Origin of the sequence: Methylocystis sp. (assembly GCF_050246715.1) — a bacterium.
In the GTDB taxonomy this organism is placed as follows: domain Bacteria; phylum Pseudomonadota; class Alphaproteobacteria; order Rhizobiales; family Beijerinckiaceae; genus Methylocystis.
Genome location: NZ_JBFWVN010000073.1, coordinates 1 through 12533, shown reverse-complemented (window position 1 = coordinate 12533; position 12533 = coordinate 1). Strand labels below are relative to the sequence as shown.

Annotated in this window: 10 protein-coding genes; 5 read left to right on the top strand and 5 right to left on the bottom strand. The window is 63.0% G+C overall.

Annotated elements, in window-relative coordinates; genetic code table 11:
• Window positions 1–195 precede the first annotated feature (195 nt).
• The 3 genes from AB7I51_RS16315 to AB7I51_RS16305 form a co-directional block, all read right to left on the bottom strand.
• Window positions 196–471 carry a DUF1778 domain-containing protein gene (locus tag AB7I51_RS16315; RefSeq protein WP_428405351.1) on the bottom strand — a complete coding sequence of 92 codons (276 nt, stop codon included), beginning with the start codon at window positions 469–471 and terminating at the stop codon, window positions 196–198.
• Window positions 472–561: 90 nt separating this feature from the next.
• On the bottom strand, window positions 562–1842 hold the full coding sequence (locus AB7I51_RS16310; RefSeq protein ID WP_428405350.1) for an alginate O-acetyltransferase AlgX-related protein: 1281 nt from the start codon (window positions 1840–1842) through the stop codon (window positions 562–564).
• A 23-nt stretch (window positions 1843–1865) separates the two neighbouring features.
• Window positions 1866–3287: an MBOAT family O-acyltransferase gene (locus tag AB7I51_RS16305; RefSeq protein ID WP_428405349.1), complete on the bottom strand. Its 1422-nt coding sequence runs from the start codon at window positions 3285–3287 to the stop codon at window positions 1866–1868.
• Between the two features lie 144 nt (window positions 3288–3431).
• On the opposite strand from AB7I51_RS16305, the gene tyrS reads away from it, so the two are divergent.
• Entirely contained in the window at window positions 3432–4700 is a 1269-nt protein-coding gene (gene tyrS, locus AB7I51_RS16300) for a tyrosine--tRNA ligase (protein WP_428405348.1), read from the top strand.
• A 13-nt stretch (window positions 4701–4713) separates the two neighbouring features.
• Here the strand turns inward: tyrS and AB7I51_RS16295 are convergent, their stop codons facing one another.
• Window positions 4714–8208, bottom strand: coding sequence for an AsmA-like C-terminal region-containing protein (locus tag AB7I51_RS16295; RefSeq protein WP_428405347.1), 3495 nt, complete (start codon window positions 8206–8208; stop codon window positions 4714–4716).
• Window positions 8209–8330: 122 nt separating this feature from the next.
• On the opposite strand from AB7I51_RS16295, the gene AB7I51_RS16290 reads away from it, so the two are divergent.
• Complete coding sequence (locus AB7I51_RS16290; RefSeq protein WP_428405346.1) at window positions 8331–8837, top strand: peroxiredoxin; 507 nt, start codon at window positions 8331–8333, stop codon at window positions 8835–8837.
• 24 nt (window positions 8838–8861) lie between these two features.
• On the opposite strand, the gene AB7I51_RS16285 is transcribed toward AB7I51_RS16290, so the two are convergent.
• Window positions 8862–9806, bottom strand: a complete 945-nt coding sequence (locus tag AB7I51_RS16285) for a tetratricopeptide repeat protein (protein ID WP_428405345.1) — start codon at window positions 9804–9806, stop codon at window positions 8862–8864.
• 219 nt (window positions 9807–10025) lie between these two features.
• On the opposite strand from AB7I51_RS16285, the gene rnd reads away from it, so the two are divergent.
• The 3 genes from rnd to AB7I51_RS16270 all read left to right on the top strand — a co-directional run bounded on the left by rnd (window position 10026) and on the right by AB7I51_RS16270 (window position 12340).
• Window positions 10026–11198, top strand: a complete 1173-nt coding sequence (gene rnd, locus AB7I51_RS16280) for a ribonuclease D (protein ID WP_428405344.1) — start codon at window positions 10026–10028, stop codon at window positions 11196–11198.
• Between the two features lie 242 nt (window positions 11199–11440).
• Window positions 11441–11830 carry a hypothetical protein gene (locus tag AB7I51_RS16275; RefSeq protein WP_428405343.1) on the top strand — a complete coding sequence of 130 codons (390 nt, stop codon included), beginning with the start codon at window positions 11441–11443 and terminating at the stop codon, window positions 11828–11830.
• Window positions 11831–11974: 144 nt separating this feature from the next.
• A complete protein-coding gene (locus AB7I51_RS16270) occupies window positions 11975–12340 on the top strand; it encodes a group I truncated hemoglobin (RefSeq protein ID WP_428405342.1) in 366 nt (121 codons plus the stop codon).
• Window positions 12341–12533 lie beyond the last annotated feature (193 nt).

The following is a 12533-nucleotide window of genomic DNA, read 5'->3' as shown; positions in this document are numbered from 1 at the left end:
AACTTCCGCCGCCTGCTCGCATGGCTGGCGCTTCTGTGGGCCTTGTTCCTGAGCGTCCTCGACGACGCCAACGCCTCAAATCGCCGACTAATCGCCGCTTAAATCGCGTTCTTCACGGGCGACTGTCCTCGCCGCAGTCGAAGGCGTTGCGGTCGTGGTTCTTGCCGAGCGACGCCTCCTCCCAGAAGAGTCCCGTCATTCGAGGGTGAAGCCCGCCTTGGAGGCGCGGACGAGGCGCGCGGGCGGGTCGGGCGGATTTTCCAAGAGGTCGAGCACGCGCAGGGAGTCGCGTTCCGACAGGCGCAGCTTTTCGGCTTCAGCGATGACGGCCTGGGCGCGCGGCATTGCGGCGCGCAGAATGAAGCTGGTCAGGTCGAGACGTTCGAGCGCGGCGGCGCGCGCCAGCACGGCCTTGTCCTCAGGCTTGAGCCGCAACTCGACGCGGCCGCTTTCGACATGTTCGCGTGGCATGGTCACCTCTCGATCATCATACGGATTCAATCCGTACAGAGCAAGAGAATCTGGAGGCCCCATCGCGCGGGTTTCAGCTCGGGCCTACGCCTAAGGCAGACGGCGCAGCGCCTCGACGAGATGCCCAACCTGCTTCGTCGTGGCGACGCCCGCTTCGTTTTCTTCGAGCAGGATGATGTCGGACCCGGCGAGGTTTTCGTCGAGTTCTTCCGACGTCGCCTTCAGCCGCTCGCCATTCGAGGCGTCGCCGGGCGCGCGCCGGTAATGACCGAGTTCGATTCCGTTGTCCTCGGTCCGCATATAGAACCAATAGTCGATTTGCGGCGGACAGGGCGCGAGCGTCGCCGCCGCCAGAACCTGATGCAGAAAGCTTCCGCCAAGCGCGAGCAGGTGCGGCGGTCGCGCGCAATCGCCCTTCTCCCCTGCCCTGCCGATCGTCGCCGTCGGATAATTTGCGTCGGGCCACAGAAGATTGAGCAAGTCCAGCAGGTCGCGGTCGGTGCCCTCGGCTTCCGGCGCCGGCGCCGAGGCAAAGTCGAGAATGCCGACAGGAGAAGCCGGCAGCGCGCGCGTCACCTCGCGCATGGCGAGCGCGCCGCCGACGCTGTTCCAATGCGAGCCGCCGCGCGGAAAGAGCGCGATCGGCTGTTTGGATTTTTCCGCAGCGATGAGCGCCGGGCCGTCCACATAGCGCACCTGCGCGCCGTCGAGCGCCGCGCGATAGGGCGCAAGCTTCTCCGACGTCGTCGTCGCGCGCGCGGCGCAGGGCGCGGACTTCGGCAAATCTTCCGCATAGCGCGCCGCCTTGGACGGCGAAATCAGATAGACGAAGCTCTTTCCATGCGCCTGCGCCAGCTCCTGAATGTCGCGCAACGTCGACGACCATGCGGCGAGGCGCGAAGAATCGAAGCCGCCGTCACGCGCGCAAAATTCGTTGATATAAATATCCTCATAGAGCTGGCCGTTGCGGCCGATCAGGACGCCGGGCGCCGCCGAGCCGCCGAACAGCGAAAAGACGAGCTGATTTTTGGCGCGCACGGAAATCGGAAAGACCGGCGACATTCGCCCGAGATTTGTCGACACCGCCTTTTGAGTCACGCCGGAGAGAAAAGCTTCGAGCGTCCAGGGCGCGGGCTTTGGCTTCGCGACGCCAGCAAGCGGCGAGGCGCTGCGGATACGCAGCTTCGGCCAATCGCGTTCAACGGCGAAATTCCACAAATTTGCGAGGAAAAGAAAGGCGATGAAACCCGCGCAGCCAAAAATCGGCAAGCGCGCGAAGGTGAGCGACTTTAAAAAGGCGCGCGCGACGGAAACTGACGCCGGCGCCGGAGGCTCGCATACCGCTTGATCTTTCTCGACGCGCTTATCCATATCGGCTCGATCGCCCGTCCGCTTCAAAAGCGAAAATAGATGAACGGCTTGAAGGGATCGGCCAGTCCCTTCGCCAACGCCGCAAGGAAGAGCAGCGATAGCGCGCTGTTCGACGCCAAGGCGTAACGCTGCGCCGCGCTCACCCAATCGAAGTCCTTGACATAAAGCGACAACCGCTGCGCCACGCAAATCGCCGCGGCGATCAGCGCCACGACAATATATTCTTCGGGAATGGCGATCTCCATGCTGGATTGCGCCCAAGGATTCGCCATCAACGCCAGCAGCGCGCCCGCTTGAGACAGCGAGGTGGCGCGAAAGAAGGTCCAGCCGACGATGACGACGACCATCGTGACGATATTGGCGCACCAATCCGGCAATCGCTGCAGGCTTTTCACCAGAAACAGCCGGTCCAGCACCAGGAACACGCCATTATAGGCGCCCCAGGCGATATAGGTCCAAGCGGCGCCATGCCAGAGTCCCGAGGCGAAAAAGCAGATCCACAAATTGAGATAGGTGCGCGCTTCGCCGCGCCGATTGCCGCCGAGCGGAAAATACAAATATTCGCGAATCCAGCTGGTGAGTGAAATATGCCAGCGCCGCCAGAAATCGGTGATGCTCGTCGCGACATAGGGCATGTTGAAATTTTCTAAGAGCCGGAAGCCGAACATGCGCGCGAGCCCGATCGCCATGTCGGAATAGCCGGAGAAATCGAAATAGATTTGGAAGGTGAAGAACAGCACGCCCGCCCAGGCTTCGGCAAACCCAAGCGCGCTAACGTCATGCGAGAAGATGAGGTCGGCGCCGCTCGCCAGCGTATCGGCAAAAAGCAGCTTCTTCACCACGCCGAGCATGAAGCGCGAAAAGCCGATGACGAAATCGTCGAGATCGGCGTGCGGCATCTCGTCGAACTGGCGCGCGATGTCGTGATATTTGATGATCGGCCCGGCGAGGAGCTTCGGGAAGAAGAAGACATAAAGCCCATAGAGCAGTGGCGCCCGCGCAGGCGCCGTGACGCCGCGATAGACGTCGACGAGATAGGTGATCTTTTCGAAGACGATGAAGCTGACGCCGATCGGCAGCGCGATCTGGGGAATGTTGATCCCCGGCAGCGTCAGCGCCTTCAACAGCGCATCGAGATTGAGCGCGAGAAAGCCGGTATATTTGTAATAGACGAGGATCGCGAGATTTGCGACGACGCCAAGCGCGAGCCAGAGCTTGCGAGGTTTTTGCTCTGACGACGCGGCGATCTTTTGCGCCGCATAAAGGTCGAGCGCGACCGAGGCGAAGACGAGGAAAATAAAGACCGGCTCGCTCCAGGCGTAGAAGATCACGCTGGCCGCGAACAGGATGATCACCCGCCGCAGGCGGACCTCTCCGAAAAACAGATAGATGAGGTAAACCGCCGGGCCGAACAGAAACAGGAACAGCGGCTCGTAAAAAAGCATGATTGTCCTGCGTTCGTCGGCGCAAGGGGCGAGCGCGAAAGCCTGCGGCTTCTACCAAAAGCCCTGTTAGGGGGCAAGAATGCCGTCCCCAAGGCCAAGGTGATCGCTTGCGCCGTCGGCGGGCAACGCCTATCACCCGGCCTCATGACCTCTCCCAGCGATTTCACGCCAAAATCCGACTTCCTGCAGGCGCTGATCGCGCGTGGCTTCGTTCATCAATGCTCCGATTTCGCGGGGCTGGACGAGAAGGCGCGGTCGGGGACGCTTTCCGCCTATATCGGCTTCGACTGCACGGCGCCCTCGCTCCATGTCGGTTCGCTCCTGCCGATCATGATGCTTGCCTGGCTGCAGCGCACCGGCGGCAAGCCCTTACCGCTGATGGGCGGCGGCACGACGCGGGTCGGCGATCCTTCCGGCAAGGACGAGAGCCGCAAGCTGCTCACCGTCGAGCAGATCGACGTGAACAAGGCATCGATCAGGACCGTCTTCGAGCGCTTCCTCACCTTCGGCGACGGCGCGTCAGACGCGCTGATGCTCGACAACGCCGATTGGCTCGCGCAACTGAACTATATCGATTTCCTGCGCGACGTCGGCCGCCATTTCTCGGTCAATCGCATGCTGACGATGGATTCGGTGAAACTGCGGCTCGAGCGCGAGCATGAGCTCTCCTTCATCGAATTCAACTACATGTGCCTGCAGGCCTATGATTTCGTCGAGATCAACCGGCGCTACGGCGCGCTGCTGCAGATGGGCGGCTCCGACCAATGGGGCAATATCGTCACCGGCCTCGATCTTGGGCGGCGCATGGGCTGTCCGCAGCTTTACGCGCTCACCTCGCCGCTGCTGACGACATCGTCGGGCGCCAAGATGGGCAAGACCGCCGCCGGCGCCGTCTGGCTCAACGCCGACATGCTGTCGCCGTACGATTACTGGCAATATTGGCGCAATACCGAAGACGCCGACGTCGAACGCTTCCTGAAACTCTTCACCTTCCTGCCGATGGACGAGATCGCACGGCTCGCGGCGCTGCAAGGCGCCGAAATCAACGACGCGAAGAAAACGCTCGCGACCGAAGCGACCGCGCTCATTCATGGCCGCGCGGCGGCGGACGCGGCCGCTGAAACCGCGCGCGCGACCTTCGAGGAAGGCGCGCTCGCGCTGTCGCTCCCAAAGGTATCAGTTTCGGCCGAGGACATCGCCGCCGGGCTTGGCGTGCTGACCGCTTTCGTCAAGGCGGGACTGGTTTCGTCAACCGGCGAGGCGCGACGCCAGATCAAGTCCGGCGGGCTGCGCATCAACGATTCGCCGGTGACGGACGAACGCGGAATCATCGGCGAAAGCGAATTCGCGAGCGAAGGCGTCGTCAAACTTTCGCTCGGCAAGAAGAAGCACGTCCTGCTCGAGCGCGCCTAGCGCTCTGCGCAGATTACCGCTCCTGCGGCATGCGCGCGGTGCCGTCGATCACGCCCATGATTTTGCGCATCAGGCCTGGCGCGATCGCCGACAGCGGATTGACGTTGATTGAAGGCGACGTCAGCGCGCCATAGAGCCGATAGCTAAGGCCAAAAACGCCTTCATGCTGGCCGCCGGCGAGCACCACGCCGACGACGGGAATGTTCGACAGCAGGCTGTTCAACGCATAGGCCGGCACATAGGTGCCGACGAGATCGAGCTTCTCGCGCTGGAAGTCGATATAGCCGTCGAAGGTAAGGCCGATCTCCGGACCCGACAGCACGCCGTCGCGCACGGCAAGCTGTCCGCCGGTCCAGCCGAACTCGCTCTCCAATCTGCCGACGCGCACGAGGTCGGGGTCGAAGCGATAATTGCCGCGATCGTCGGTTCGCGCCGTGCCGCTTTGCGCCATCAGCCGGCGCACCGTCGGCTCGCCGCGCACAAAGAAGTCGCGGATGCGCAAGGCGCCGTCGGCGCGGTTCTGGCCCAGCTGCACAGTCGCGCTCAGCGCGCCACTGTCCATCTTTCGATAGATGTCGAGGAAGGAGAGCAGCGAGCCGCCATCGTTGGTTGAAATTTCCATCTGCGACGCGCCGTCGGCGCCGCGATCCGTGCCGACGGAGAGCTGTTCGCGGCCAAAATAGCCGGTCAGCGCCACTGCGCGCAGCTTGCCGCCGCGCCGCTCCATTTTCAGGTCCACATTGGAGAGAATTTGCTTGTTATGGCCGGTTACGATCGGCGACTTGAAATCGAGCTCGACGTTTTCGATCGTTCCCTTGCCGACGCCGCGGTCGGCGCGCAACAAGCCCTGCATTATCGGCCGCGCGTCGAAATTCGTCCCGCGTGCGACGATTTTCACGGTCTCGCCGCTGCGCTGAACGTCGATGCGCATGTCGTCCCCCGGCGAGAGCCGCGCCTGGGTGAGACGGACGGCGCGGAAGGCGCCGTCGCGGGCGAAGTCGATGACGCCCTGCGCCTGCGTCGGCCCCGCGTCGAACACGAATTGTTCGAGCGCCATCGCCTCGCCGCGACGCGTCAAATTGAATGAGGCCTTCGCCGGTTTTCCGGCCGGCTTCACCAGGCCCGGCAGCGGATTGTCAAAATTCGTCCGGGAAAGATCGAGTTCGATCTGCGTATCGACATTCTCGACCGGGAGCGGCGTGCGTATCGTCGCCAGGATCGGGCCGCTGACGCCGGCGATGGCGTAGCCCGCACGCTGACGCGCCGCGTCGTCAAAGGTGAAGGCGACATGCGCCTGGGCGGCGCCCTTGTCGCCAAAGCCGCGATGAACTTCGAGCGTGGCCGGCGCGTTGAAGAGACGGCCCGTTCCGCTGACGCGCAGTCCGGTTCGATCGGCGACGACGCGCAGGGCGCCGCCTTCGAGCTTCTCCTTGCCGATCAGATTGTCGACAACGAGATTCGACGTCGTCGCATCTATGGTAAAAGTCGTCGCCTCGTCGCGGGCGTTGACGCCCGTCTCGAAATCGACGCGTAACCGTCCCTCGAGCGTCCCTTTCAGCGCGCCGGGCGCAACAGGAATGGACGCATGTTGGGCGATCGCCGGCAATGTCAGAAGGTCGGCGACGGCTTCGACGTCGCCGCCGACGTCGACCTCGACCGTGGCGGGGGTCGGGCGGAGCGCGCTGTCGGCGACGAGGAACCGGCCCGAGGAGAGCGCGAGACGCCGCCCGCGCCCCGTCTCCATGACGCCTGAGGTCGCGGCGAAAGACACCGTCTGACCGGTGACGCGCAGATGTCCGTTGATGCCGTTAAGCGGCGCCATGCCCGGCAGAATTTCAGTGACCGCGCCGTCGACAATGTCGCCTTCGGCGAGCAGAGATTGATCCGGCGGCGCCTGTTCGTAGCGCATCGCCGTCATCGCCGCGCCGTCGAAATCAGCGGCGTAGCGCGCCTGCTTCAACACACCCGTCGGCACATGGTCGACAAACCAGGTGCGCACGGACGGTGCGACATGGGTCGGCCACAGCCGCGACAGCGCGCGAATCTGTGTTTCCTCGACGCCCATTTTGAGCGTGATGCGAATGTCGTCGCGCCAACTGAACGCGCCGCTGAGGTCAACATGCGTTTCCGGGCCGGCGAAGGCGAATTTGTCGAAAACGATCTGGCGTTCGCCGTGGAAGAGGCGCGCGCTGAACAATCCGCTGTCGATCCGAATGTTCTTCTCGCCCGCGCGCTCGGGCGCCACCACCGTCGGCGCTTTGAGCCGGAGCCCCAGCGTCCAGGGCCTGTCGACGCTCGCCACGTCAGCGATGCTGGTCGCCCCTGCGGGCGGGCGGGCTTCGCCGACGATCGTCATGTCGAAGCCGCCCGCTTTGAACACCAGTGGCGCAATCACTACTTTCCGCGCGCCCCTGTCCCAGGTCGCGACGCCGGCGACCTTCTCGATCATCACCGGCTCATGGTCGGGTTCGTCGAAGCGGAAAAAGCCCCGGCCCACCTCCGCCTGGCCCGATGCTTCGAGAATCTCGTCGCCCGCGCCGAGCGCAAAAGCAAGATCGAAAGAAAACGGCGCGTCAGTGTCGAAGCGGGTGGTGCGAAAACCGCCGGCAAGCGCGATCTCGTCGATCGACAAATCGCGAAACTGCGCGTGGAACTCGCGCCGTCCTCCAGGAACGCCCTTTGCGACGGCGATCGCCGTCCAATGCCCGGAAGGACCGTTGGCCGCCGCCGAGAAGCGCATCCCATTGCCGCCCTTGTCGAGACTGAGCGTCACGTCGTCATAGCGGATGGCGCGATCGATTGTTCGATCGTCGATGGTGAGCCGGCCATGCACGACGCCAAGGCGATCGAGCGCGCCGAACGGACTGTTCGGACTGGTGGCGAGGTCCATGAGCGCCCGCAACCCCCCCGTCGCTTCGTGCAACAGAGTCACGCGCCGCGCCCCTGCCTCCGCCGGCGCAATTCTCGGCGCCTGCGCCGGAACAGGATGCGCGCCGGCTGAAATCGCCACGGCGCCGTTCTGATCGACGGAGAGCCGCAAATCCAAGTTGAGAACCTCCAGCCGTCGCAGCTTTACGCGGCCGATCAACAAGGAATGGAGGTCGAGCGACAACTCGGCTCGCGGCGCCGCGACGATCGGAAGGCCGTCCTTCTTGACGATGAAATTGTCGACCGAGAGCGTGGGGCCATGCTCGCCATTGCTGACCGAGGCGGTGGCGAGCGAAAATTCATATCGTTCGCCCGCGAGTTCATCGAGCGATCGAACGATGTGCGGCGCGAGCCAGGCGAGAGAGATGGCGCCCTGCGAAAGGAGCAGGAAGAATCCGCCGAGCGTCACAGTGCAAAGCAGCGCCGCGGCAAGCCCGCTCAGCATGATCACGCGGAGAATTCCGCTGCGCGGCGCCGAAAATTTTACGCGCCACGCGGCGCGACAGGCTCGCAGCAATGCGCGCTGCGCCATGTCGACGACGGCGTCGCCGCTAGGCTTGCGCCCCGTCCTGTCGGTCAATTGGCCTCGCTCTCGGCTACCCGCAGCCTGGGCGTAGAAAATAAAGCCGGTCTTGCCGGTTGGCGCGCAGTCTGCATTCTAAGGGCTGATTTTAGCTGCGGATGCGACGAAAGGAAGGCGCCATGAGCACGACCGTCGGGAAGGCGGAGGCCAAAGCTGAGCAGGCGGGCTTGAAAGTGGGCGACCCGGCGCCCGCCTTTGATCTTCCGGGGGCGGGCGGCGAACAGCTTTCGCTCGGCGCGCTCAAGGGCAAGAAAGTCGTGCTTTATTTCTACCCTAAGGACGACACTTCGGGCTGCACCAAGGAAGCTATCGATTTCAATTCGTTGCGCGATAAATTCGCCAAGGCGAAGACAATCGTCGTCGGCATGTCGCCGGACTCCGTCAAGAGCCACGACAAGTTTCGCACAAAATACGACTTGTCGCTGCCGCTAGCGTCGGACGAGAAGAAGGAGACGCTCGGCGCCTATGGCGTCTGGGTCGAGAAGAGCATGTATGGCCGCAAATATATGGGCGTCGAACGCACGACGGTGCTGATCGGCGCCGACGGCCGCATCGCCAAAATCTGGCGCAAGGTCAAGGTGCCGGGCCATGCGGAAGAGGTTCTGGCGGCCGCCAAGGCGCTGTAGCGACCCTTATCGTCGCTTAGCGCCTTAGTCATGGTCGTGCTCGGCGGCGGGAGCGGAGTCGGCCGGCGTCGCTGCGCCGGAACCCTTTTTGGCGATGAGGCGCGCCATGTCCTGAGCCCCCTTCTTCGCTGCGGCAAAATCCGGCTTCGCCGCCAGCGCCGCGTCATAATCAGCCTTGGCGCGGGCGAAGTCCTTCTTGGCGCGCCAGGCGTTGGCGCGGTTGACCAGCGCACTGACATAGCCGGAGTCAATTTTCAACGCGGCGTCGAAATCGGCGATCGCCTTGTCGAATTCGCCCTTGGCGTAATGGCAGGCGCCGCGTCCGTTGCGCGCCGCCGCGAGTTTCGAATCGCGCTTGAGCGCCTCGGAAAAGGCGGCGATGGCGCGGTCGTGATCGCTCTTCGCGTGGTATAGAACGCCAGCGGCAAGTAGCGGGGCGGTCGATTTTGGGTCGGCCTTCGCCGCCTCTTCGAGATCCGCGAGCGCCTTTTCGATATCGCCCTTCGCTCGCCAGATATGGGCGCGCGCCAGCAGCGCCGTAGCATTATTCTTATCGAGAGCGATCGCCCGGTCGTAGTCGGCAAGCGCGCTGTCGAGATCGCCCTTGGCGTGATTGGCGGCGCCGCGCGCGGCTAAAACTGCCGACGATTTGGGATTAATCTCCAACGCCTTGTCGAAGTCCTCCAGCGCGTGGGCGTAATCGCCCTTCGCCCGATAGGCGCTGGCGCGATTGACATAGGCCGCCTCCCGGTTATGCGGCGTCTCCTTCGCGATCTCCTGAATGATCTGGGTGCATCCGGCGATTCGCGCGTCGGGATCTGGCGCGCGGCATTGGTTCCAGCCCGGGCTGACGCCGCCCTTATGCGCGGCCAGGGCTGGCGCGCCGACAAGCGTAAAGGCGAGGATGATGGCAGCTGAAACCCGCGCCCGCGCGGCCGCTCGCGCAGCGGAATTGAAACGCTGATGCATGGATTGGACGTGGCTCCTCGAATTAGAGTGGCGACGGCATGCTACCCCAAGGAATATCGCCCGCAACCCGGAAATATCCTTTTTTGTGACGATCCCGGCCCTCTCGGCGGTAGAGAACCGCACTGTCGTCAAGCCCAGAACGGAACCTTTCTGGCGAAGCGCGGCTGGAACGCGTTAGGACTTCAGGCTGGGGAGAAAAACGTTTAAAACAACTCTGAAATGAGTCTCCTCACCACCAATGCGGAACTGGTCGCGGTCTGCGAGCGTTTCGCCCAACACCCTTTCGTAACGGTCGACACGGAATTCCTGCGGGAAACGACGTTCTGGCCGCGGGTTTGCGTCATCCAGCTCGCGTCGCCTCAAGAGGCGGTGGCGATCGACGCCCTTGCCGAAGACCTTGATCTTACCCCGTTTTTCGACCTCATGGCCAACCCCGACGTGGTCAAGGTTTTCCACGCCGCGCGCCAGGATCTCGAAATCATCTGGCGTCTCGCCCGACTAATCCCCGCGCCGCTTTTCGACACTCAGGTCGCGGCCATGGTCTGCGGATTCGGGGAACAAGCCTCCTATCTCGAACTCGTTAAGGCGATCACGCGCGCCAATCTCGATAAATCGTCGCGTTTCACCGACTGGTCGCGGCGTCCCCTGTCGGAGGCGCAGATCGATTATGCGATCGCCGACGTCACCCATCTTCGCGACATTTACGCCGCGCTCCGCGGGCGGCTCGAACGTTCCAACCGCCTCGAATGGCTTGCTGACGAGATGGAGACGCTCACCTCGCCGGCAACCTATGAGCAGCATCCGGAAAACGCCTGGGAACGCCTGCGCCACCGGGCGCGCAAGCCGCGCGACCTCGCGGTGCTGATGGAGATCGCCGCCTGGCGCGAGCTGGAGGCGCAAATGCGCGACGTGCCGCGCTCGCGCGTGCTGAAGGACGATGTGCTCCTCGAAATCGCGGTCGCCGCGCCGCGCTCGATCGAGGCGCTCGGCAATCTGCGCTCCTTTCCGAAGGGAATGGAGCGTTCCCGCGCGGGAGCGGACATTGTCGCCGCGGTTGAGCGCGGCGTCGCCCGCGATCCCGCCACTTTGCCGCGCATCGAACGCGATCGGCGCAATTCGAACGGCGCGACGGTCGAGCTGCTCAAGGTGCTGCTGCGTCAGGTGGCGGAAGAAACCGGCGTCGCCGCCAAGATGATCGCGACCGTCGACGACCTCGAAGCCGTCGCTCATGACGATGAAGCCGACGTCCCGACGTTGAAGGGTTGGCGCCGCGCGATTTTCGGCGAGAAGGCCCTTGAGCTGAAGCGGGGACGGCTGGCGCTTGCGGTGGAAAACGGCCGCGTCGTGACATTTGACTGGCAAGAGCACGCTGAGTCCGCAACCGCCGAATAATAGAGAATTTACCTTCCGCGACGCGAAAGAAATAGGCAGAGTCCCATTTGCCTCCGCTGCGTCGGCTAAAATTTGAACACTCAAAATAATCATTTAATTTCATTTGGTTAGTCAGAATTAATTAGATTTTATTGCACTGCACTATTGATGTGGTGCGATGCAGTATCCACCTCCGGGGCGAGCGAGGCGTCGGCTGGCTACGGCGGCCGCATAGCCTTGCTTCGAAGATGGAAGGAAAACACATGATCGCAGGAAATCGAATTGTCGCGGCGGCGTTCGGCGGAGCGCTGTGCCTTGCAGCAAGCTCGGGCCTGTCCGCCGCCGACGCTTCATTGACGATGAAGCCGCTCATGGCGGCAAGTTTTGACGCCGGATCGAAGCATGTCGTGAGCTATTTCGCATCAGGCGAGAACGGCTGCCGTCTGACGATGATGGTGATCGACACGGCGCTGAATGAGGAGCCGACGCCGCAGACCCAGGCGACGCGTCTTGTCTTCACCGTCGCTCATGGCAAGGCCGCGCATTTCGACTCGGCTGCGGGCGGGTCTTTGCGCTTCAGCTGCGTTCAGGGCGCCGAATCGATGCGCGTCGACAAGATTGATCGCGTCGCGGCGAACCCCACCACTGAATAACATCCCCCTGGAGCGGCGGCGCCTGGTTGCGCCGCCGCATGGTGGCTCTATCGAAACCCTGGAATTGTCGGCTGCTGGACATTGCGTCCGCCAAGGCGCCTCGCGACTATCGTTGCGAATAAGAGCAATTCCAGGGAGGAGCAAATGTCCAGCCTGTACGAGCGCCTGGGCGGCGAAGGCGCAGTCAACGCGGCAGTCGAACTTTTCTATCGCAAAGTGCTCGCAGACGGCCGGATCGCACATTTCTTCGACGGCGTCGACATGGAAAGCCAGATCGCCAAGCAGAAGGCGTTTCTCACCATGGCGTTTGGCGGACCCAATAATTACACCGGCGCCGACATGCGCAACGCGCATAAGCGCCTCGTCGAAAAGGGTCTCAACGATTCGCATGTCGATGCGGTGATCGAAAACCTCAATTACACGCTGCGCGATCTCGGCGTTGCCGACGCCGATGTGAAGGAAGTCGCCAATCTCGCCAATTCAGTGCGCGACGACGTGCTCAATCGCTAATCTCGTGACGCTTGTCGCTTACGAAGGCGGCGCGATCGACGTTGCGCCGGGCGAAACCGTCCTTGAAGCGTAAGCGTGATCGGACGACCGCCTACCGCTCTGCATGTGGAGTTGATTAGGTGTCCACCATCGAAGAGGTGGACACCAGATGGCGGCTGCGAATGATGGTGTTGGTGCGGGGCGTCGGACGTGG

What these genes read in the sequence shown, in the direction of transcription:
- AB7I51_RS16275 (WP_428405343.1), top strand. Translation starts at nt 11,441, where the DNA reads ATGATCGCAGGAAATCGAATTGTCGCGGCGGCGTTCGGCGGAGCGCTG.
- AB7I51_RS16315 (WP_428405351.1), bottom strand. Translation starts at nt 471, where the DNA reads ATGCCACGCGAACATGTCGAAAGCGGCCGCGTCGAGTTGCGGCTCAAG.
- AB7I51_RS16285 (WP_428405345.1), bottom strand. Translation starts at nt 9,806, where the DNA reads ATGCATCAGCGTTTCAATTCCGCTGCGCGAGCGGCCGCGCGGGCGCGG.
- AB7I51_RS16290 (WP_428405346.1), top strand. Translation starts at nt 8,331, where the DNA reads ATGAGCACGACCGTCGGGAAGGCGGAGGCCAAAGCTGAGCAGGCGGGC.
- AB7I51_RS16310 (WP_428405350.1), bottom strand. Translation starts at nt 1,842, where the DNA reads ATGGATAAGCGCGTCGAGAAAGATCAAGCGGTATGCGAGCCTCCGGCG.
- tyrS (WP_428405348.1), top strand. Translation starts at nt 3,432, where the DNA reads ATGACCTCTCCCAGCGATTTCACGCCAAAATCCGACTTCCTGCAGGCG.
- AB7I51_RS16305 (WP_428405349.1), bottom strand. Translation starts at nt 3,287, where the DNA reads ATGCTTTTTTACGAGCCGCTGTTCCTGTTTCTGTTCGGCCCGGCGGTT.
- AB7I51_RS16270 (WP_428405342.1), top strand. Translation starts at nt 11,975, where the DNA reads ATGTCCAGCCTGTACGAGCGCCTGGGCGGCGAAGGCGCAGTCAACGCG.
- rnd (WP_428405344.1), top strand. Translation starts at nt 10,026, where the DNA reads ATGAGTCTCCTCACCACCAATGCGGAACTGGTCGCGGTCTGCGAGCGT.